Origin of the sequence: Subtercola frigoramans (assembly GCF_016907385.1) — a bacterium.
Lineage (GTDB): Bacteria > Actinomycetota > Actinomycetes > Actinomycetales > Microbacteriaceae > Subtercola > Subtercola frigoramans.
In genome coordinates this window covers 730,808-751,376 of sequence record NZ_JAFBBU010000001.1, presented here as the reverse complement: position 1 = coordinate 751,376, position 20,569 = coordinate 730,808, and the positions used below count along the sequence as shown (strand labels likewise).

The 20,569-nt window shown below is 66.5% G+C and carries 22 protein-coding genes; 13 read left to right on the top strand and 9 right to left on the bottom strand.

The features are described 5' to 3' along the window. The first annotated feature begins 21 nt into the window (after positions 1 to 21). From JOE66_RS03610 to JOE66_RS03575, 8 genes are all read left to right on the top strand, one after another. Positions 22 to 996 carry a carbohydrate kinase family protein gene (locus tag JOE66_RS03610; RefSeq protein WP_205106846.1) on the top strand — a complete coding sequence of 325 codons (975 nt, stop codon included), beginning with the start codon at positions 22 to 24 and terminating at the stop codon, positions 994 to 996. 121 nt (positions 997 to 1,117) lie between these two features. Beyond that, positions 1,118 to 1,741: a MerR family transcriptional regulator gene (locus tag JOE66_RS03605; protein ID WP_205106844.1), complete on the top strand. Its 624-nt coding sequence runs from the start codon at positions 1,118 to 1,120 to the stop codon at positions 1,739 to 1,741. Positions 1,742 to 1,746: 5 nt separating this feature from the next. Beyond that, positions 1,747 to 2,637 (top strand): hypothetical protein, encoded by an 891-nt coding sequence (locus JOE66_RS03600; protein ID WP_205106843.1) that lies wholly within the window; start codon positions 1,747 to 1,749, stop codon positions 2,635 to 2,637. A gap of 261 nt (positions 2,638 to 2,898) precedes the next feature. After that, on the top strand, positions 2,899 to 4,278 hold the full coding sequence (locus JOE66_RS03595; protein WP_205106841.1) for an LLM class flavin-dependent oxidoreductase: 1,380 nt from the start codon (positions 2,899 to 2,901) through the stop codon (positions 4,276 to 4,278). Further along, entirely contained in the window at positions 4,275 to 5,405 is a 1,131-nt protein-coding gene (locus tag JOE66_RS03590) for a methionine ABC transporter ATP-binding protein (protein ID WP_205106838.1), read from the top strand. The genes JOE66_RS03595 and JOE66_RS03590 overlap by 4 nt, the downstream gene beginning before the upstream one ends. Next, positions 5,402 to 6,184 carry a methionine ABC transporter permease gene (locus JOE66_RS03585; protein ID WP_205106836.1) on the top strand — a complete coding sequence of 261 codons (783 nt, stop codon included), beginning with the start codon at positions 5,402 to 5,404 and terminating at the stop codon, positions 6,182 to 6,184. The genes JOE66_RS03590 and JOE66_RS03585 overlap by 4 nt, the downstream gene beginning before the upstream one ends. Before the next feature lie 291 nt (positions 6,185 to 6,475). Further along, positions 6,476 to 7,390, top strand: coding sequence for a MetQ/NlpA family ABC transporter substrate-binding protein (locus tag JOE66_RS03580; protein ID WP_205106834.1), 915 nt, complete (start codon positions 6,476 to 6,478; stop codon positions 7,388 to 7,390). A gap of 342 nt (positions 7,391 to 7,732) precedes the next feature. Continuing rightward, positions 7,733 to 8,017 carry a GNAT family N-acetyltransferase gene (locus JOE66_RS03575; RefSeq protein WP_205106832.1) on the top strand — a complete coding sequence of 95 codons (285 nt, stop codon included), beginning with the start codon at positions 7,733 to 7,735 and terminating at the stop codon, positions 8,015 to 8,017. Here the strand turns inward: JOE66_RS03575 and JOE66_RS03570 are convergent. The 3 genes from JOE66_RS03570 to JOE66_RS03560 all read right to left on the bottom strand — a co-directional run bounded on the left by JOE66_RS03570 (position 8,007) and on the right by JOE66_RS03560 (position 11,726). After that, positions 8,007 to 9,326, bottom strand: coding sequence for an ATP-binding protein (locus tag JOE66_RS03570; RefSeq protein ID WP_205106830.1), 1,320 nt, complete (start codon positions 9,324 to 9,326; stop codon positions 8,007 to 8,009). The two genes, JOE66_RS03575 and JOE66_RS03570, sit on opposite strands and share 11 nt — an antisense overlap. 62 nt (positions 9,327 to 9,388) lie before the next feature. Further along, a complete protein-coding gene (gad, locus tag JOE66_RS03565; RefSeq protein WP_205106828.1) occupies positions 9,389 to 10,882 on the bottom strand; it encodes a glutamate decarboxylase in 1,494 nt (497 codons plus the stop codon). A gap of 7 nt (positions 10,883 to 10,889) precedes the next feature. Continuing rightward, entirely contained in the window at positions 10,890 to 11,726 is an 837-nt protein-coding gene (locus JOE66_RS03560) for a putative protein N(5)-glutamine methyltransferase (protein ID WP_205111574.1), read from the bottom strand. Positions 11,727 to 11,902: 176 nt separating this feature from the next. Here JOE66_RS03560 and JOE66_RS03555 point away from each other — a divergent pair, with 176 nt between their 5' ends. Both JOE66_RS03555 and JOE66_RS03550 read left to right on the top strand, forming a co-directional pair. Beyond that, positions 11,903 to 12,631 carry a GAF and ANTAR domain-containing protein gene (locus tag JOE66_RS03555; RefSeq protein WP_205106826.1) on the top strand — a complete coding sequence of 243 codons (729 nt, stop codon included), beginning with the start codon at positions 11,903 to 11,905 and terminating at the stop codon, positions 12,629 to 12,631. A gap of 17 nt (positions 12,632 to 12,648) precedes the next feature. After that, complete coding sequence (locus tag JOE66_RS03550) at positions 12,649 to 13,359, top strand: GAF and ANTAR domain-containing protein (protein WP_205106824.1); 711 nt, start codon at positions 12,649 to 12,651, stop codon at positions 13,357 to 13,359. Between the two features lie 42 nt (positions 13,360 to 13,401). Here the strand turns inward: JOE66_RS03550 and JOE66_RS03545 are convergent, their stop codons facing one another. Continuing rightward, entirely contained in the window at positions 13,402 to 13,707 is a 306-nt protein-coding gene (locus tag JOE66_RS03545; protein ID WP_205106822.1) for a DUF7882 family protein, read from the bottom strand. 164 nt (positions 13,708 to 13,871) lie between these two features. On the opposite strand from JOE66_RS03545, the gene JOE66_RS03540 reads away from it, so the two are divergent. After that, the gene (locus JOE66_RS03540; RefSeq protein ID WP_205106820.1) at positions 13,872 to 14,483 is read left to right on the top strand and encodes a histidine phosphatase family protein; all 612 of its coding nucleotides are present in this window, start codon (positions 13,872 to 13,874) and stop codon (positions 14,481 to 14,483) included. A gap of 13 nt (positions 14,484 to 14,496) precedes the next feature. Here JOE66_RS03540 and JOE66_RS03535 read toward each other — a convergent pair whose 3' ends face one another. Beyond that, positions 14,497 to 15,414, bottom strand: a complete 918-nt coding sequence (locus JOE66_RS03535; protein WP_205106818.1) for an anti-sigma factor family protein — start codon at positions 15,412 to 15,414, stop codon at positions 14,497 to 14,499. After that, positions 15,411 to 15,932 carry a sigma-70 family RNA polymerase sigma factor gene (locus tag JOE66_RS03530; protein WP_205106816.1) on the bottom strand — a complete coding sequence of 174 codons (522 nt, stop codon included), beginning with the start codon at positions 15,930 to 15,932 and terminating at the stop codon, positions 15,411 to 15,413. The genes JOE66_RS03535 and JOE66_RS03530 overlap by 4 nt, the downstream gene beginning before the upstream one ends. Positions 15,933 to 16,045: 113 nt before the next feature. Here JOE66_RS03530 and JOE66_RS03525 point away from each other — a divergent pair, with 113 nt between their 5' ends. Both JOE66_RS03525 and JOE66_RS03520 read left to right on the top strand, forming a co-directional pair. Then, the gene (locus JOE66_RS03525) at positions 16,046 to 16,510 is read left to right on the top strand and encodes a Rieske (2Fe-2S) protein (protein WP_205106814.1); all 465 of its coding nucleotides are present in this window, start codon (positions 16,046 to 16,048) and stop codon (positions 16,508 to 16,510) included. 9 nt (positions 16,511 to 16,519) lie between these two features. Beyond that, entirely contained in the window at positions 16,520 to 17,137 is a 618-nt protein-coding gene (locus JOE66_RS03520) for a hypothetical protein (RefSeq protein WP_205106812.1), read from the top strand. A 33-nt stretch (positions 17,138 to 17,170) separates the two neighbouring features. On the opposite strand, the gene galE is transcribed toward JOE66_RS03520, so the two are convergent. From galE to galT, 3 genes are read right to left on the bottom strand one after another with little or no spacing between them, the layout of a single operon-like run. After that, complete coding sequence (gene galE / locus JOE66_RS03515) at positions 17,171 to 18,133, bottom strand: UDP-glucose 4-epimerase GalE (protein WP_205106810.1); 963 nt, start codon at positions 18,131 to 18,133, stop codon at positions 17,171 to 17,173. Continuing rightward, positions 18,130 to 19,401, bottom strand: coding sequence for a galactokinase (gene galK, locus JOE66_RS03510; protein ID WP_205106808.1), 1,272 nt, complete (start codon positions 19,399 to 19,401; stop codon positions 18,130 to 18,132). The genes galE and galK overlap by 4 nt, the downstream gene beginning before the upstream one ends. Continuing rightward, positions 19,394 to 20,506 carry a galactose-1-phosphate uridylyltransferase gene (gene galT, locus JOE66_RS03505; protein ID WP_205111572.1) on the bottom strand — a complete coding sequence of 371 codons (1,113 nt, stop codon included), beginning with the start codon at positions 20,504 to 20,506 and terminating at the stop codon, positions 19,394 to 19,396. Before galT ends, galK begins: the two co-directional genes overlap by 8 nt. Positions 20,507 to 20,569 lie beyond the last annotated feature (63 nt).

The following is a 20,569-nucleotide window of genomic DNA, read 5'->3' as shown; positions in this document are numbered from 1 at the left end:
CAGCAGAAAGGATCCGACACCGTGACCTCTGAATCAGACTCCGCCGCGCAGCCAGCGGCCCCAGCACTACCAGCGAGAACGGCCGGGCCGGTCATCGTGATCGGCGAGGCCCTGACCGATATCGTGATCAGTCCGAACGGTGTCTCCGAACATCCCGGCGGCTCCCCCATGAACGTCGCCATCGGCCTGGCTCGGCTTGGTGACGCTGTCGAGCTGGTCACCCGCATCGGCAGCGACGTGCGCGGGGGCGAACTGAAGCAGCACATCGAAGGCTCGGGCGTCGCCTTCTTTCCGGGCTCCATCATCGACGAGCCGACCTCGACAGGTACCGCGCTGCTCGACGAGTCCGGCGCAGCCACCTACGAATTCGACATCCGCTGGTCACTCGAATTCGTCAGAGAACTGCCCGCAACCGCACTCGTGCACACCGGTTCGATCGCCGCCTTCCTCACCCCGGGCGCCTCAGACGTGCGGCGCCTCCTCGCCGAAACGCCCGTGGGCACGATCGTCACGTTCGACCCGAACATCCGCCCATCCCTCCTCGGCGCCGTCGAGGCTGCACGATCAACAGCCGAAGACCTGATGGCGCTCTCCACCGTGGTGAAGCTCAGTGACGAAGACGCCGAGTGGCTCTACCCTGCACTGGCACCCGCCGAGGTGCTCGGCCACATTCTCACGCTGGGGCCGTCGCTTGCGATCATGACCCGCGGGGCATCCGGTGCCCTGCTCGTCTCTGATCTCGCGACCATCGACCTGCCCGGCAGGCGTGTGGTCGTGGCAGACACCATCGGCGCGGGCGACTCCTTCATGAGCGCGTCGATCCACACGCTGCTCCGGATGCTCGGCGAAGGCACCACGGCCGAATCCCTCGTCGACGGCTCGGCCTTCACCGCCGAGACGCTCACTCGTCTCGGCAGTTTCGCGATCGACTGCGCCGCCATCACCGTGTCGCGCTCTGGTGCGAACCCGCCGAGCCTGGCCGACATCTCCGCCTAGACAGGACTTTCGTCGGAGCAGAGCGAACACGTCGACGCATCGGGGGGCGACGCGCTCATCTCCGACAAAAGTCTCGCGAAGCTATAGACAGTGACACTATCGGATAGTTATAGTATCCGTTATGAAGATGTCGGAGTTGAGTTCCTTGGCCGAAGTGCCCGTGGCCACCATCAAGTTCTACCTGCGCGAAGGACTGCTGCAGGCGGGCGTCGCGAGCAGCCCCAACCAGGCGAGTTACGACGAGGAGCATGTTCGCCGATTGCGGCTCATTCGCGCACTCCTCGATGTCGGCGGGCTGAGCGTTGCCTCAGCGCGTGGGGTCATCGACTCCATCTACTCCGACGCCACGCTCGCCGAGACGTTCGAGATTGCACAGAATACTGTTTCTGAGGCGCTCGACGCCGAACAGCTCGACCCCTCCGCACTGCAGCGCATCGACACTCTTGTCTCCGATTGGGCTTACCAGCCCACCAATCCCGGGCGTCTGGCTGCCGGCCGGGTGCTCAGCACCTTCGAGGCCGTGGGCCAACGGGATGATCGGGGCTGGTTCGCCCGCTACAAGACTGCCGCCCTGCTCGCCGCCGAGGCCGACCTCGACGAGATCGAAACGCGCCAGTCGCGCGAATCGCAGGCGGAGACGGTGGTCGTCGGCACCGTTCTCGGCGATGCGCTCTTTGCGGCGCTTCGCCGGATCGCCCAGGAACATGTCACCCATCAACGCTATTCACCGGAAGGAACCGTGTGACCGCCATGACTGATCTTCACTCTGCGACCGACTCGTCCTCCTCCACACTCCGGAACCTGACGCTGCGCCGCGTGACCTGGCACCGACCACTCCTCGTGGTAGCGCTGGCGATGGCAGCACTCGCCGTCTGGTCTCTGGTCGGTATCTTCGCCGACCCGCGGATCATCACAGGGGCACCGCTCTGGGCGAAGCCATTCAAGTTCGCGACGTCGGTCTTCGTCTACTCCCTCTCCCTCTCCTGGCTCATCGGATTGGTGCGGGGTTCGCGGCGGGTCCAGCGCGTCGCCTGGTGGACAGGCACGACGGCGGCCGTCTTTCTGGCCATCGAGATCGTGATCATCGTCTCGGCCGCGGCTGCCGACACGACGAGCCATTTCAACGTGTCGACGCCACTGCAGACAGCCGTCTGGGCAGTGATGGCCGTCTCGATCGTCATCGTCTGGAGCGCGGCTGTCCCCGTGGCGGTGTTGCTGTTCCGCACTGACCTGGGCGACCTAGCCCGAACACTCGCAATCCGCTCCGGTCTGATCATCGCCCTGGTGGGCATGGGGCTCGCGTTCCTCATGACGGGCCCGACGGCAACGCAGCTGGCCGACTACCACGGCATTGTCGGCGCCCACACGGTCGGCGTGCCAGACGGCGGGCCGGGGTTGCCTCTGCTCGGCTGGAGCACGGTGGGCGGCGACCTGCGGATTCCCCACTTCGTCGGGATGCACGCCCTGCAGATCATCCCGTTGGTCGCAGCGGCCCTCGAACTGCTGTCGACGCGGGTTCGGGCGCTTCGTTCCCCGGGCACGCGACTCACCGTCATGCGCGTCGTCATGGGTAGCTACCTCGCGGCACTCGTCTTCGTGACGTGGGAGGCCCTGGCCGGCATCCCGCTCCTCCGCCTCTGACGCCCCTGTGCCCGAGCCACACGCCGGCCACGGTAGATCGGGCGGAGCAGGGCCGACATCCGCCCGATATCCCGGGATGTTGGCCCAGCTCCGCCCGTTCTCCCGTCGTCCCGTGAGGGCTGGCAGGGATGCTCGCTTAAGCCGAGACACCGAAGCAAACCGTGCGCTGCCGAGGCCGTATGCACGGTCTGCGCGGGGGGAATGTGACGGTTTGTGGCAGCACGGCGCGCACTGCCCGCGGATCTCGCGCACTATAGCCTCATGACCCGACAGATTCGTTTCAACGCCTTCGACATGAACTGCGTCGCCCACCAGTCCTCTGGAATGTGGCGTCACCCCCAGGACCAGTCGTGGCGCTACAAGCAGATCTCCTACTGGACCGAGCTCGCGAAACTGCTCGAACGCGGCAAGTTCGACGGCATCTTCATCGCCGATGTGCTGGGCACATATGACGTCTACGGCGGCTCGAATGAGGCCGCCATCCGCCACGGCGCGCAGGTTCCGGTCAACGACCCCATTCTGCTGGTCTCGGCCATGGCCGCGGTCACCGAGAACCTCGGGTTCGGAATCACCGCCGGCACGGCCTACGAGCATCCGTACCCGTTCGCCCGCCGCATGTCGACGCTCGACCACCTCACGAACGGCCGCGTCGGCTGGAACGTCGTGACGGGGTACCTGCCCAGCGCCGCACGCAACATGGGTCACGACGACCAGCTCGAGCACGACGAGCGCTACGACGTCGCCGACGAGTACCTCGAGGTGCTCTACAAGCTGTGGGAAGGCTCGTGGGAAGACGATGCCGTCATCCGCGACCGCGAGTCGGGGGTCTTCACCGACCCGAGCAAGGTGCACGAAATCGGGCACTACGGCACGCACTTCACCGTTCCGGGCATCCACCTCTCTGAGCCGTCGACCCAGCGCACACCGGTGATCTACCAGGCCGGCGCCTCGCCCCGCGGCATCGAATTCGCTGCGGGCAACGCGGAGGCGATCTTCGTAGCGTCATCGACCAAGGCCGGCCTGAAGGAGACCGTGGGCAAGATCCGTGATGCTCTCGAAGCGGCCGGTCGCGACCGGTACAGCGCGAAGATCTACACGCTCCTCACGATCATCGTTGATGAGACGACCGAGAAGGCCAAGGCCAAGCATGCCGACTACCTGAGCTACGCCAGTGAAGAGGGTGCGCTCGTGTTCATGTCGGGCTGGATGGGCATCGACCTCTCGCAGTACGACCTCGACGAGCCGATCGGCAATGTCAAGAGCAACGCGATCCAGTCAACCGTCGCCAACTTCCAGGCCGCGAACGAAGACGGCAGCGAGTGGAAGGTGCGCGACATCGCCAAGCTCGGCGCGATCGGCGGCCTCGGCCCGTTCGTCGTCGGCTCGCCGACCGAGGTCGCCGACCACCTGCAGGAGTGGGTGGAAGACACCGACGTCGACGGGTTCAACCTGGCCTACGCCATCACCCCCGGCACTTTCGAAGACGTGGTCGAGTTTGTCATCCCCGAGCTGCAGAAGCGCGGCGCCTACCAGACGGACTACGTCGAGGGCACCCTGCGCAACAAGCTCCACGGACGCGGCGACCGCCTGCCTGAAGAGCACCTCGGTGCCCAGTATCGCGTCGGGGTGCCGGTCACGTGATCACTCTCGAGAAGCTGACGAAGGTCTACGGTCACGGCGATACTGCCGTGACCGTGCTCGACAACCTCGACTTCAGCGTGGCACCCGGCGAGATCTTCGCCGTCGTGGGCCCGAGTGGAGCAGGCAAGAGCACCCTGGCGCAGTGCGTCAACCTTCTCGAGCGCCCCACCTCCGGCTCCGTCGTGGTGAACGGCGAGAACCTGTCCCAGCTCAGCGAGGCGCAGTTGCGTGCCGCTCGACGCCGAATCGGCACCGTCTTCCAGTCCGACGGGCTGTTCAGCCGTCGCACGGCAGCCGAGAACATCGCCCTGCCGCTCGGCTACCTGGGCGTGACCCGCCGGGACTCGAAGAAGCGGGTCGCCGAGCTTCTGGATCGCGTGGGCCTCTCGGCACGCGCCGACTACTTTCCTCACCAGCTCTCCGGCGGCCAGCGCCAGCGCGTCGGCATCGCCCGCGCTCTCGCCCTGAAGCCGACGGTTCTGCTGGCCGATGAAGCGACCTCGGGGCTCGACCCCGAATCGACCACCTCGATCACCTCGCTGCTGAAGGAGCTGCGCGACGACCTCGGCCTCTCGATCCTCTTCATCACCCACGAGATGCAGACCGTCCTGCAGGTCGCCGACTCCGTCGCCCGCCTCGACCACGGCCACATCGTCGAATCGGGCCGTGTCGTCGACCTGCTGCGTGACCCGGCTTCCGATCTGGGTAAGGCGCTCAACCCGGCGAAGCCCGCACTCGAGGCAGCCGTCGACGAGACCACCTGGTTCGTCAGTTACACCTCGGCGGGGGTTCCCGCGGACTGGGTCACTCGACTCTCAACCGAACTCTCGACGCCCGTCTCGCTCCTCGGCGCCTCCATCGAGACCATCAACGGCGCCATCGTCGGGCACGCGAGTGTGGGGCTCCGCGCCTCGAGCCAGCAGGCCGTCGTCGATGCCGCCCGGCGGTTGGGTCTGGATGCCCGGCTCACGCCTGCGGAGTCGCCGGTTTCGCAGGCCGAAGTCCGTGTCGAAACCCCCGCGCACGACACCGAGGTTTCGATACGCAGCTCCGCCGCTAGTCAACCAGCGGGCAGCAGCTCCGCCGCTACTAACGCAGCGGATTCTGAGAAGGAGTTCGCCGCATGAGCGCCGCGACTCTCGCGAGCGCCGTGCTCGCCAACAACGACGTGCCGCTCGCGCAGATCCCCGCCCTCGTGCTGCCTGCGCTCGGCGAGACCCTGATCATGGTGGGCATCGTGATGGCGATCGTCGTGGTCGTCGGCGTGCCACTCGGGGCGATAATCCACAACCTCGCCCGTGACGGTCTCTTTCCGAACCCTGCCCTGCACAGCGCGCTCAGCTGGATCGTGAGTGTCGGGCGGTCGCTGCCGTTTCTCATTTTGATGGTCGCGATCATTCCGTTCACCCGGCTCATCACTGGTACGAACATCGGTATCGCGGCTGCCGTCGTGCCAATGTCGGTCGCCGGCATCGCGTTCTTCACGCGAATCGTCGAGAACTCGCTGCGCAGTGTTCCGCCCTCGCTGGTGAAGGTCGCGAAGGCCTCCGGCGGGTCGAGCTTCCAGATCATCCGCACGGCGCAGCTCGGTGAAGCCGTGCCCTCGCTCATCGGTGGCCTGACGATCAACACCATCGCCATGATCGAGTACTCTGCGATCGCCGGCACGATCGGCGCCGGTGGCATCGGTTATGTCGCGATCACGTACGGCTACCAGCGCTTCGACAACCAGGTCATGCTCGCGACGATCATCATCCTCGTCGCCCTCGTCGCAGCCGTGCAGCTGGTCGGCGATGCCCTGGTGCGCCTCACCACGCCGCACAGCTCGACGGCCAGCGATCGCCGCTTCGCTCGCAGGGTCGCCCGTATCGACATCGAGTCCGCCAATGCTGCGTCACCCGTCTGAGTCTGAGCCTGGCTCTGGGTCCGGACTTGCGTCCGGATCTGGGTCTGGGTCTCAGCGCTTCACCGCCGCGACCCCAGCACGATGTCCCGCGTCCCGCGTGATGCTCTAGCGGTCGCTCACCGACCGCCATCCCCCTCCCCACAAGCCCCCTCCCCACAAGCCCCCTCCCCTCAAACCCCCGCCACGGAATAGTCCACACGGCTCGTCGCGTGCAGCCTGCACGTGCTCCTGCCCCCTGACTGTTCCGTGGAGTTCATCGGATCACACAGCAGCCCGAAAGGCACTACACCCATGTCTGAAACACCCTCCACCACCCCCTCAGCCGCCGAAACCGGCCACGGATTCGAGCTCAAGAAACGCAAGAAGTGGCCCTGGATCGCCGGAGGTGCCATCGTGGTCGTCGGCGTCGTCGCCGCGGTCACCATCCCGCTGCTCAGCCCGTCAGCGTCGGCGAACAACACTGCCGGAGCGACCCTCTATGTCGCCACCGCAGAGGGCAACGCCTCTGAGCAGGCCCTGGTCAACTTCGTCGCGGCCAACGTCGCCCCGAAGTACGGCATCAAGGTCGAGTTCAAGGGCCTCTCCGACAGCAACACGATCAATCGCGCTGTGAGCGACGGCGAAGTCGCGGCGACCGTCTACCAGCACAAGCTCTGGCTCGGACAGGTTCTCGAGGCAAACCCCGACTTCAAGGAAGAGGCGGCGACGCCGGTGTTCCGCTGGGGCTTCGGTCTCTGGAGCGACAAGTACACCGACGTGAGCCAGATCCCCGATGGCGGTACCATCTCGCTGTACTCCGACCCGGCCAACGAAGCGCAGGGCCTCTGGATTCTCGACAGTGCGGGCCTCATCACCCTGAAGCCCGGCACCGGCAAGGGCACCGCGACCCAGGCCGACATCGCCACCAACCCGAAGAACCTGAAGTTCACCCTGCTCGACTTCGCAGCGCAGTCACGCGCTCTGCCGGACCTCGACGCGGCCGTGGGCTACACCGAGTACTACCTCGCCGCGAACATCCCGATCGAGAAGCAGATCTTCGCGCCCCAGGCACCAGACGAGTTCGCCGGCCAGCTCACCATCGGCTCGAACTTCACAGGCAGTGACAACATCAAGAAGCTGGTCGCGGCCTTCCAGGACCCGGCCGTGCAGACCTTCCTCGCCACCGACCCCTCGGTGAAGAGCATCCTGCTCCCGCTCAACCAGTAACACTCATCGCCGGTTGAGTAGCTGCGAAGTGGCGTATCGAAACCTCTGCCTTGCACGCGGGGGTTTCGATACGGCCTGCGGCCTACTCAACCGGCGATCACAACCCGCCGCGCTCAACGCGCCGCGCTAAAGCGAGCGCCTGTTCAGGGCGCCCGCCGCGCTCAACGCGCCGCGCTAAAGCGAGCGCCTGTTCAAGGCGCCCGCCGCGCCCGACGCGCCGCGCTAAAGCGAGCGCCTGTTCAAGGCGCCCGCCGCGCTCAACGCACCGCGCTAAAGCGAGCGCCTGTTCAGGGCGCTCGCCGCGCTCGCCTACGCAACCGACGATGCACGTAGGCTGGAAGCATGGCACGCGAACTCATCCACGACACGGGGCGCCACCGCTACGAGCTCCGCATCGACGGCGCGCTCGCGAGCGCCGCCGACTACATCGAGCGGGCTGACAGCATCTCGTTCACGCACACCTTCACCGACCCGAAACTCCGGGGCCAGGGGCTCGCCGGCGAGGTCGTCACGTTCGCAATGGATGACGTCGAGCACAGCTCGACGCTTCCGGTCATTCCGATGTGCTGGTATGTCGGCCAATGGTTCGACGAGCATCCGGAGCGCCAGACGCTGCTCACCCGCTGACGGGGCCCCTCAGCGGTACCGGTACGTCGACGCCGCCTTCGACGGTGAGGCGGTCGCGCACCTGCACGATCACCGGGCCCGGGGCGAACCCGCCAGCAAAGAGCGCCTCACCCTGGCGGAAATTCGGAGACTGCGAGACCAGCGCCGCCGGAGCGAAGCCGAAGATCGTTCCGAGTTCTTCGAGGTCGTGGGGCGAACTCATCTTCATGAGCGCGAGGTTGTCGCACTGCGAGATGATGCTCGGGTGCACCTTCGAGGGGCGCTGGGTCGACAGGAGCAACCACAGGCCGAACTTTCTGCCCTCTGCGGCAATCTGCATGATCTGCTCACGGATGGCGACCTGCAGGGGCGAGGTGAGGTCAGGCGAGCAAAGGTTGTGGGCCTCATCGATCACGATGAGAATGGGGCGGCGTTCTTCGCGGCGCGCCCACAGGTCGTCAAGCACCGACAGCGCCGCGATCAGGGGTTCTTCGGCGAACTCGAACCCGCCGAGGTCGAGCACGGTGGCGTTGGGGCGGTCGACGATGACCTCGGTGGCCGCGACCTCCTCCCGCGCCCAAACACTCCATGCGAGCACATTCAGGTTGTCGATGCGCAGGGCCAGGGCGTGTTCGCCGGGATTCTCCGAACCCAGGAGCCGCCGCATCAGGGCTACCGTGTCTTCGTTCTGGAACGCCCCCTCAAGGTGCAGCATGGTGTTGTACTCGTCGCGATCGAGCAGCGGGTCGAGACGCAGCAGGGCCGCCTTCACCGGGAACGGGAGTGCGGTGAACCGGGCACGCAGGTGTTCGCCGTCACCATCCGGCCGCAGGATTCTGATCTCCCTCGAACGAAGGAGCTCGGCCTCCTCTTCTGAGGCGCCCGGGCGCACCCGGTCGAGCTTCACGAAATCCGAATTCGGGTCGAAGATCACCACCGGCAGGTCGGTGTGCGAGAGAAGCTGCTCGATCAGAACGCCGAGCGCGAAGGTCTTTCCCGACCCGCTCTGCCCGCACCAGAAGGTGTGCCGGTTGAAGCGGTGCGGCAGTAGGCGCGCATCGACGCCCGGGTAGCTTGCGAGCGTCCCCACCGCGAGTGTCGCCTTCGCCGATTCGTGCACGAGCTCGAGCACGGCGGTGTCGGCCGCGGCCACAATCGCCGATTCGAACGGTTTGGCTCCGCGCGCGTTCAGCCGGGCATCCGGATGCACGGAGCCGAGCAGGCGGCCGAACCCCGTGGTCACGCCAGGCCCCGTCACAGAGTGAGCCTCGACGTGGCCCACGGCAAGGTCGCCAGACGCTGAAGCGAGCGTGACGAATTCGCCCGGCATGAACGAGGTCTCACTCGACACCTCGAAGGTGAAGGTGCGGCCGTCGAGGGAGAAGCCCGAGCTCAGTGCGTGAACGATGACACCATTCCCTCGGTCGGCATGGGCGACTCGAGCCGGTCGAGATAGTCGACCGCCTCCCTGATGTCGACCATCAGGCTCTCGGCGAGGTTGAGGCTCAGCCCGTTGCGCACGACGATGCGCTGCACCACCACGTCGGTGAGGTTGTCGGGCATGGGGTACGCGGGAATCAGCCAGCCCTTCAGGCGCAGTCGTTCGGACAGGTGGTAGAGGTTCCAGTTCTCGGTGTGCCCCTTGGCAAGCTGCCAGGCGAACACTGGGATGTCTGTGCCGTCGTTCCAGAGGTCGAAAGCCCTCATCGCACCGATCTCACCCGCCAGGTACACCGCCACGTCGTGCGAGGCCTTCTGCACCTTGTAGTACCCGTCCCAGCCGAGCCGCAGGAACAGGTAGTACTGCAGCAGCACCTGCGCGCCGGGTCGCGAGAAGTTCAGCGCAAAACTCGGCATGTGACCGCCGAGGTAGGTGACGTCGAAGATCAGGTCACTCGGCAGGTCGTCGACCGTGCGCCAGATCACCCAACCGAGGCCCGGGTACACGAGCCCGTACTTGTGCGCCGAGGTGCTGATCGAAGCCACCCGCTCGAGCCGGAAGTCCCAGACCAGCTCCGGCTGGAGGAACGGCGCGATCATGCCGCCCGAGGCGCCGTCGACGTGGATGGGAACGTCGAGCCCAGTCTCGGCCTGGATGCGGTCGAGGGCCGCGGCGATCAGGGCGACCGGCTCGTACATGCCGGTGTACGTCACACCCATGATCGCGACGACGCCGATCGTGTTCTCGTCGACGTACGACGCCAGGTCGTGCCCGTCGAGAACCTTGTGCTCGTCGGTGATGGGCACGTAGCGCGGCTCGACGTCCCAGTAGTTGCAGAACTTCTCCCAGCACACCTGCACCGCGCTCGAGAGCACCAGGTTCGGCCGCTCGGTCGATTTCCCTGCAGCCCGGCGAGCCTGTTGCCAGCGACGCTTGAGCGCGAGGCCGCCGAGCATGCAGGCCTCCGACGACCCGATCGTCGAGGTTCCGATCGAGTTGTCGGGGTCGGGTGCATTCCACAGCTTCGAGAGCATCTTCCAGCAGCGCGTCTCGATCGCCGCGGTCTGTGGGTATTCGTCTTTGTCGACCATGTTCTTGTCGACGGTCTCGGCATAGAGGCGGGTGGCCTGTTCATCCATCCAGGTGCCGACGAAGGTGGCGAGGTTCAGCCGCGAATTACCATCGAGCATTGCCTCGTCGTGCACAATCTGATAGGCGGTCTCCGGCAGGGATTCGCCGTCGGGAAGCGTGTTCTGCGGAAAATCCGTCGCCTCGCCTTCGCGCGCGAAGATCGGGTTCAGCTGGTTCTGGCCCGAGGTACCCACGTGCCCGGGCCGGCTCGGGTGGGCGCGTGCCCGACGGGGCTGTGAAGAGTGCGACCGCGGCGTGGCCTGAGGCGGGCTCTGCGGATCGTCGGGTGCCGGTGGCGTCGTCGTCTGGCTCATAGTGACCTCACTCTGGCAGGTGGCCACCACGCGGCGCAATGGATGATCGGCCCGCCCTCCTGGCAGGCATCGTCGCGATCACGACAGTCGCATCGTATTCGTGTGAGCACTCGACACGGGATTCGAGCCCTGCCTCGCCGAAGAGCGCAGCAGTTCTCTCGGCCTGCAGCGCGCTCGTCTCGATGAAGAGGCTCCCCCCTTCGATGAGCCAGTCCGCGGCACCCTTCGCCACACGTCGCTGCACGTCGAGCCCGTCGCCCCCGCCGTCGAGTGCGACGTGAGCCTCGTACAACCGCGCCTCCGGCGGCATCAGCTCGATCGACTCCGTCGGAACATACGGGGCGTTGACCAGCAGGGTCGTGACCCGCCCCCTCAGGCGCTCGGGCACCGCGTCATACAGGTCACCCTCGAATACCTCGCCGACTCCCGTCAGGTTCTGCCGGGCGCAGGCAACGGCCGAGGGGTCGACATCGACCGAGACCAGCACGGCATCCGGTCGCTCGCGGGCAACGGCGAGCCCGAGTGCCCCCGAACCGCAGCACAGGTCGAGAACCACCAGCGGGTCGGATGACCGGCTCTCCTCCAGCGCCAGCTCGACCAGGTACTCCGACCGCCGCCGCGGAACGAACACGCCCGGCCGCACGCCGACTCGGCGCCCGCAGAACTCCGCCCAGCCGAGGATGTACTCCAGCGGCTCCCCGCTGACCCGCCTGTCCACCAGCCCCTGGAGCCCACCCGGTGACTCCGCGGCCTCACAGACCAGGGCCGCCTCTTCTTCGGCAAAGACGCATCCTGCCCCTCGGAGACGCGCGACCACCTGGGCGAATTCCTGCTCCGTTTGCATAACTGGCACGCTGCCACTTTAATTGGATTCACCCGCACTCGCTCAAGGAGAACGACATGCCAGAACTACTGCTCGGTTTGCTCGCCTTCCTCTCGATCGGGGTCGCCATCACCGGAATCGTCGCGGGCATCGCCATGGTCAAGTCCCCTTACCGCGATTAGCCTGCGGCGCGCACCATGAGCGGGAACGATCGCGAGGCGTACCTTCTCGCGCACAGTGAACTCTCGCGTGCGCACGAAGGAGACGGTACGGCGAGCATCTGCCGACCGTTCCTGCGGGTCGCCCCCGTCTCGGGCGCGGCAGTGTCGACGATCGGCAGCGGGCGCCTCGGCACCTCCACCATCTGCGCGACCGATCCCAAGGCTGTTGTGATCGACGAGCTGCAGATCGACCTCGGCGAGGGCCCCTGCTGGCAGGCGCTGAGAACGAGGAAGCCAGTACTCTCTCCGAATTTCGCGCTCACCGAGCATCCGGCCTGGCCCGTCTTTGCCAAAGCACTCCGCGAGTACGAGATCGGCGCACTCTTCGCCTTCCCGCTGACGCTCGGCGGGCTCGACGTGGGGTCGATCGACCTGTACTCGCACGAGCCACTCACGCTGACCGAGACCGAGGTCTCGGACGTCGTCTCCCTCACCGAAATAGCGGCCTGGCAGGTCTTGCGCAGAGTGCTCGCCGACGATTCGGTGAACCTCGCCGACGTCGACAGCGACCCGAGCCCCGGGTTCTCGCGCAAGCAAGTTCACCAGGCGACCGGCATGATCATCGCCCAGTTGGAGGTCTCGTCGACTGATGCCCTGCTCCTGCTGCGAGCGCACGCCTTCGCTTCGGGGCGGAGCGTGCGCGAAGTCGCTCACGCTGTGGTCTCACGCCGTCTCGATTTCACCGACGACCGAGCGCAGCAATAGAGAGGGGTGAGCCGGTCATGACGGAATCCCGAGAGGGACTGCTCGCAGCCTCGTTCGTATCGCTTGCCGACACCCTCGTCGTCGGCTACGACGTCGTCGATCTGATGCAGACGCTGGTCGACACCTGCGCAACCGTGCTCGACGCTGCCGCAGTCGGCCTGCTGCTGGCCGACGAGAACGGCGTTCTCGAAGTCATGGCCTCGACCAGCGAGCGAAGCCGACTGCTCGAGATCCTCCAGCTCCGGGCCGGACTCGGACCCTGCGTCGAGTGCTACCTCACCGGCACGGTCGTCGCGATTCCCGACATCCGCGAGATCCGGCCGGACTGGTTCGCCTTTCGCGACGGCGCCCTCGACCTCGGCTTTCTCTCGGTACACGCCGTACCGCTCCGCCTGCGTGGTTTCACGATGGGCGCACTGAACCTCTTCAGCGACTCCACCGGCGAACTCAACGAGACCGACGCCGCCGCAGCGCAAGCGCTCGCAGACATGGCTACAATCGGCATCGTGCACGAGCGCGCGCTCCGGCAGAGCGAAGATACGCGCGAGCAGCTCCAGCGGGCCCTCGACAGCAGGGTTGTCATCGAGCAGGCCAAAGGCGTGGTCTCACACATCAAGCACGTCGAGATGAACGAAGCGTTCTCGATGATCAGGAGCTATGCCCGCAATGCCAGGAAACCGCTCAGCGAGGTCGCTGCCGAGATCGTCAACCGCACGCTGACCCTGTGACCCGGCAGCAGTGCTGACGACCGGAGACCTGCGGAACGCAGGCTAGGAGTCGGTGGGCTCCGGAATGTAGTGCAGGCCAGCACCACTGTTGGCCGAATCGGCGAGCACCTGGATCCAGGCCCGGTTCACCACCGGAACCTTGCTGCCGAAATACTTGAAGTACAGGGGAATGGATGGGTCGAGCCATAGGCTGCTGCGACCAGAACCCATTTCGGCGTCATCCTTCCACGAGAAGAAGAAGCTCTCGCGGCGTCTGAGCTTGTTGCCGACGACGATCTGCAGGTGAGCCAGGGCCCGGTCATCGAAGACGACCTCGATTCCGGAACTGCCATAGATCAGTTTGCCCACAAGTCCAACGCCTCCATTTGTTGCTCAAAGGGCGACTCCCCGCGTAGCTACAGACAGACACTATTCAAACAGAACACGGAACGTTTCATCTGGGCAGGGGCTTGACCGGTGCGAGATGCTGCGCTAGCGGGCCCAAATCACGAACAAAGTGCGAGAATTGGGGAGTGACACCGCAGACCACCCTCGCCCTTGTTCGGCACGGCGAAACGGCCTGGAACGCCCAGAAGCGCATCCAGGGCCGATCCGACATTCCGCTGAACGCCACCGGCCGCGAACAGGTGCGGGCCACGGCTCGCGCGATGCAGGTCGACGAATGGGACTTCATCGTCTGCTCACCGCTGTCCCGCGCACGGGAGAGCGCAGAGATCCTCGGCACTGAACTCGGCATCAACGTCGTCGCCGAGGTCCCCGCTCTGGTCGAACGCGACTACGGGCCCGCCGAGGGCCTTCAAGACTCCGAGGAGCTCAATGCTCTCCGTATTCCTGGTGGGTTCACCGGGGCAGAGACCGAACTCGAGGTCGCCCGGCGATCGACCAGCGCCCTGACCGACATCGTCACCACGCACCACGGCAAGAGAATCATCGTCGTGGCTCACGGCACGCTCATCCGTATCGCCATGACCGCTCTCACCGGGGCGCAGGTCACCATGATCTCGAACGCAGCCCACAGCGTACTGCTGCACACGGCCCGCGAAGACGGCCCCCACGAGTGGCACGCGACGATCGTGAACGGCGAGCACTACCGCCACTCGGCCCAGATCTCGCCCGCACGCTGACGGGGCCCGAGCGCTACAGCTGCGAGCCGAGCAGGACCTGGCCCGTGTCTGACGCGACGATGGTGACCGAAGCGATGTCGGCCAGCTGGATGCTCGTGGTGGCCGTCGGCGTGACCTCCGTGCCGGGCCCCGCCGACCAGGTCGCGACCTGCGTGCGGGTGCCGTCGACTGCCGTGACGACCATCGCGTAGCCGCGCGAGTACGCGCCCACCTGTGGCTGACCCGGATTCTGCCCCGAACTCACTTCCGGCGTGGGTGAGGCGAGGCTGCCGACCGCCTGGCCGGCTTGGTCATCGTACGTGCAGGTCCAGTCGATGCGGGTGCCCCATGGCAGCGGGGTGAACGAGGCCTCCGCGCTGAGCGGGCTCGGCTGAACGGAGACCAGCAGCACGTGCTCCACGGTGAGCGGTACTGGCTCCGCTGTTCCGCTCGCCGGTGTAGGCAGCGACGCACCAGGCGGCGTCGTGCCCTGCGGCGACACCGCGGGCGAAATGACCACCACCAGCGTCACGATGACTGCCGCGGCAACGGCGAGCCCAGCCGCAGCGCCGATGCGCAGGCGAGCCAGGCTCCGCCGCCGACGCGCACGCCCCAGGAGCTGTGGCAGCACATCGACGGTTTCACCCGTGGCCGCTTCGACCTCGACTGCCGCATCACCGACCGCTGCACCCTCGCTGCGAGCGTCGCCGCGCAGCTCGCCAGCAAGCACATCTTCAGCCGAAACCGTGGCCAGCAGCCCAGGAAGGCCGACGAGCTCGCCGACGCGCTCCCGGCAGGCCGGGCATCCGATCAGATGCCTCTCGAACCGCAGGCGCTCACTCGGCGACAGTGCTCCGAGAACATAGGCTGCATCACTGTCGGCGTAGGGGTCTTCGCCGAACTCGTTCACGTCGAGGCCTTCACGACTCCCGCCACCACCGGGTTCTGTCATCGTGTCACCCCCCGCTCCTGCAGCGCGAGCTTCACCGCACGCAGGCCGTAGTGCAGGCGTGACTTGACGGTACCCTCCGGGATGCCGAGCAGAGCGCTCAACTCGGCGATCGACTTCTGGCCGTAGTACGCCTGCACCAGCACCTCGCGATGCTCCGCCGTGAGGTCGGTCAGGGCGTCGGCCACCAGCCACGCCTGCAGCAGTTCGTCGGTGCGATCGGCACTCGCCCGCTCGGGCAGAACGTCAGTACCGATCTCGTTTCGCGAGCGGGCGCTGCGGAATTCGTCGATGACGAGGTTGCGCGCTACCGTGAACAGCCACGCCTGAACGCCCGTTCCGGTGTTCTGGATGATCGCAGGGCTGCGCCACGCACGAAACAGCGTCTCCTGCACCACGTCTTCTGCCCACGCCCTGTCGCCGGTCAGTCGAACGACGAAACGGTAGAGCGCTGGGGCATGCTGGTCGTGGAGTGTTCGCAACAACTCAGCCTGATCATCCACGACTCTCCACACCTCCATCAGTACATACGAGATGCCCACCGAGAAAGTTCACCCGGCGGTGAACCGAATGACCCAGCGTTTCGTAGGTACGAGTAGCAGTGTGACAATTCCGCAGCCGAAGAAGGAGACTCATGTCTGAAAACACCCCCGTCACCCGCCGAGTGGTTCTCACAGCGGGGAGCGTCGGCGTGCTCGGCGCGAGCGCGCTCGCCCTTTCGGCCTGCGCCCCCACCACGTCGACGGGAGCCGCCGGTGGTACAGCTTCGACCCCGGCAGCGTCGGCAGGTTCGGCCGGTTCGGGAAGCACCGGTGAGATCGCCAAGCTCGCCGACGTGCCGGTCGGCCAGGCGAAGAGTGTCTCCTTCGGCGGGCAGGACATCCTGGTGGCCCAGCCCACTGCCGGTACGGTCGTCGCCTTCAGTTCGGTCTGCCCGCACCAGGGTTGCGCCGTCGCTTTCGCGTCGAAGGAATTCGCGTGCCCCTGCCACGGCTCGACCTTCGATCTCGCTACGGGCGATGTCACGCACGGCCCCGCACAGAAGGGGCTCAGCGTCGTTTCGGTGAAGGTCGCCGGCGACGCCATCGTCGCCGGTTAGAGTACGTTCATGCTGCCCTACGAGATCAACGGTCTCCCCCTCCACATCCTGCTCGTGCACGTGGTGGTCATCGTGGTGCCCCTCGGCGCCATCATGACCTTCCTCGGGGCAGTGTGGCCGGCCTTCCGGCGCAAGCTGACCTTCATCACCCCGCTGGTGACCTTCGTCGGGCTCGCCAGCGTGCCGCTTGCCACCAACGCCGGGGAATGGCTGCTCGCCCGGGTCAACCCCACGCCGCTCATCACCGCGCATGCCGCCATCGGCGACACCCTCGTACCCTGGGCGTTCGGTCAGTTCGTTCTGGCGACCGCGATCTGGGTCTGGTACCGCTCGTTCGCCGCACCGTACCGCCAGCCGGAGCCCCCGACACGCAACCTCGGCACACCCGACGAGCGCGATCCGTTCGTGGTCGCCGAGGCGACTCCTGCCGATGCTTCACCCCGCGGAGCGCGGCCCGCAGGCCGATTCGCCGGCCGTGTGAGCCGCCGGGCATCCCTGGTGGTCTCGGTGGTGTTCATGGTGCTGGCACTGGCTCTCGGCACAGCGACCACGATCAGGGTTGTGCAGATCGGCGAGTCGGGCGCAGCGGCGATCTGGACGGGCTCGTTCAGCGACACCCCCAAGTAGAGGTCGCGCGCCGAGAAATGGCGCGGCGAGAGGTCACGCCGAGTGGGTCGCGGCCTCCCAGCCGGAGGAGATCATGTCCCGGAGGGTGTGGCGGGGCGCCCAGTCAACGTCGCGCGATGCAAGCTCACCCGAGGCGACAATGCGTGCCGGGTCACCTGGGCGGGCGGGCATGACCTCGGGGGTGAAGGCGATGCCTGTCACTGAAGCCATCTCGGTCATGATCTCGCGAACAGAGCTGCCTGACCCGCTGCCGAGGTTGTAGGCGCGTTCGAGGGGCGCACCGGCATCGAGCTTGCGTGCCGCGGCGACATGCGCGGCCGCGACATCGGCGACATGCACGTAGTCGCGCACACAGGTGCCGTCCGGCGTGGGGTACATGTCGCCGAAGATCTTCGGAGTCGCGCCGGCAAGCAGGGCGCGAAAGACCAGCGGGAACAGGTTGTGCGGGCTGGTGTCGCTCACGGTCGGCGTTGCCGAACCGACGACGTTGAAGTACCGCAGGCTGGTGTGCCGGAGGCCGGTCGCCCTGGCCTGGTCGGCGATCATCCACTCGCCGATGAGCTTCGTCTCGCCATACGGCGATTCGGGGTTCGTGGCGGTCTCCTCGGTGACGAAGGCGACCGGGGTGTTGCCGTACACGGCGGCACTCGAGGAGAACACGATCGATTCGACACCGTTGGCCGCCATCGCCTCGAGCAGGTTGACTGTGGCTGTGACGTTCTGCGTGTAGGTGTGCAGCGGGCGCGTCACCGAGACACCGGCGTACTTGAAACCGGCCAGGTGAACGACGCCGCTCACCTGGTGCCGGGCGAAGACCTGGTCGACGATGGCTCCATCGACGAGCGAACCCTGCTCGAGCACGGCGCCCTCTGGCACGAATTCCGCGCGACCGCTCGAGAGGTCATCGATGACGACGACGTCGATTCCGTTCTCGAGGAATGCCCGAGCGACGTGCGAGCCGATGTATCCGGCCCCTCCGGTGACGATCCAGGTCATTCGGATGCTCCCTCTCCAGGTGACGCGTGGGCCCCGGTCATGGTCGCACCCTCAGAGGGCTGCACGATGAACAGGTCGGGCCGGGCGAACCCCTCTGCCCGGAATGCTTTGAGAATATCGGCTTCGAGCGATTCACGGAGCGCACGGGGAATGAGAGCGAGCGCTGATCCGCCGAAACCGCCGCCGGTCATCCGTGCACCGATCGCCCCAGAGCGCTGCGAGACCTCCACAGCCAGGTTGAGCTCGGCGACCGAGATCTCGAAGTCGTCGCGCATCGAGACGTGTGACGCGTCCAGAAGCGCCCCGATTGCCTGCGGGCCCTCTGTGCGCAGCAGTCTCGCCGTCTCCTGCACCCGTTCGTTCTCGGTGACGATGTGCCGGGCGCGCCTAAAGGTCACTTCGTCGAGTGCTTCGCGCATACGCGGCAGATCGGCCGGGGTCAGCTCCCTGAGCGAGTACACACCCATCGTTGCCGCCGCGAGCTCGCAGGATGCCCGGCGATCCGCATAGCCGCCGGTAGCGTGATCGTGGCTGACCTTGGTATCGATCACGAGGATCTCGAAGTCGTTCGCCGCGAGCCCGAGGGGAATCGTGGCGGTCTGCATGCTGCGGCAGTCGAGGAAGACCGCCGCGTCGGCGTGACCGAGCATCGAGGCGGACTGGTCCATGATGCCGGTCGGGGCGCCGACGGCCTGGTTCTCGGCGATCTGCCCGATGCGGGCGAGCCTGGCCGGCGCCTCACCCAATTGCCAGAACTCATTGAGGGCGACCGCTGTGGCGCATTCGATCGCAGCAGACGACGAGAGGCCTGCGCCGATCGGCACCTCGGAGTGGATGTGCAGCGAAAAGCCCGGCAGCGCGTCGGGAGTGCGGGGATTCTCGCCCTCGGCGGCCGCCGCGAGCAGTGCCCAGGCCACGCCCAGTGGGTACGCCGACCACCCGGCGAGCACCTCGGGTGAGAGTTCGGTGAGTGCACACTCCACGATGTCGTCAGAGAACGTGGACGACACGCGTGCCAGCCCGTCAGACCGGGCGGCAAGAGCCACATACGCTCGTCGGTCGATGGCGAATGGCAGCACGAAACCCTCGTTGTAGTCGGTGTGCTCGCCGATCAGGTTGACTCGGCCCGGTGCCGACCAGACACCGCCGGCCGGCCGGCCGTGCCGGAGCTCGAACTCGGCCGTCAGCGCAGCGGTGGTCTGGGCGATGACGGCCTGGGCGGTGAGTGTCTCTGGAGCGTCGTGCTGCGGGTCTCTGCGGTCACTCATGGGCGGCAAAACTCTCTCGAAGATTGTGGGCGGTGACCTCGGGGCGCACATCACCGATGAATGCTCCCATGGCCGATTCGGAGCCGGCCAGGAACTTGAGGCGGTCGGCGGCCCGGCGCGGCGAGGTGATCTGCAGCATGAGGCGAATGTCGTCGCGGTGCGAACTCACCGGGGCCTGGTGCCAGCCCGCGATGTAGGGCGTCGGCGTGTCGTAGAGGCCGTCGAAGGCCCGCAGAACGCGGGGGTAGAGCACAGCGAGCTCATCACGTTCGGCCGGAGTGGTCGACGCAAGGTCGGGAACCTGGCGGTGCGGCAGAATGTGCACCTCGATCGGCCAGCGTGCGGCGAAGGGAACGAAGGCGCTCCAGTGCTCGCCCTGCACGATCATCCGGTCGCCCGCCTGCTCGCTCGCCAGAATGTCGGCGAAGAGCGTCGGGCCGTAGTCGTCGATCGAGGCGATGAGCCTCTGGGTGCGAGGCGAGACGAAAGGGTACGAGTAGATCTGGCCGTGCGGGTGGTGCAGGGTCACACCGACCTGCTCGCCCCGGTTCTCGAACGGGAAGACCTGCTCGATGCCCGGCATGGCCTGCAGCACGGCGGTACGGTCGGCCCAGGCCTCGATTACGGTTCGGGCGCGCGAGGTCGGCAACGACCCGAACGAACCCTCACGCTCGGGGCTGAAGCACACGACCTCGCAGCGGCCGATGGATGCCCGGCTCTTGCCGAGCCCGATCGAGTGGTCGTCGCGCACGGGCGCTTCGCCCGCGCCGAGAAGCTCCGGCCCGAACGACGGCGAGCGGTTCTCGAACACCGCGACGTCGTACAGGCTCGGCACCTCGGAGGGGTTGTCGGGGGCTTGGGGAGCGAGCGGGTCGAGGTTCGCCGGCGGCAGGAAGACGCGGTTGTTGCGGGCGGCGGCGATGGAGATCCACTCCCCCGTCAGCGCGTCCTGGCGCATCTCGGCAACGGGCGGGCGCGGGTCGAGGAGACGCTCGTCGGCGGCGCGCTCGGGCGGGAGGAGCGTGTCGGCGTCGTCGTAATAGATCAGCTCGCGGCCGTCAGCGAGCGAATACGGGCGTTTGACGATGGGCGAACCATCGACCATCGAGAGTGTTTCGACCTCCCCCGCAGGAGTGCCGGGGGTAGTGCTGGCGAGATTCTCGTCTGA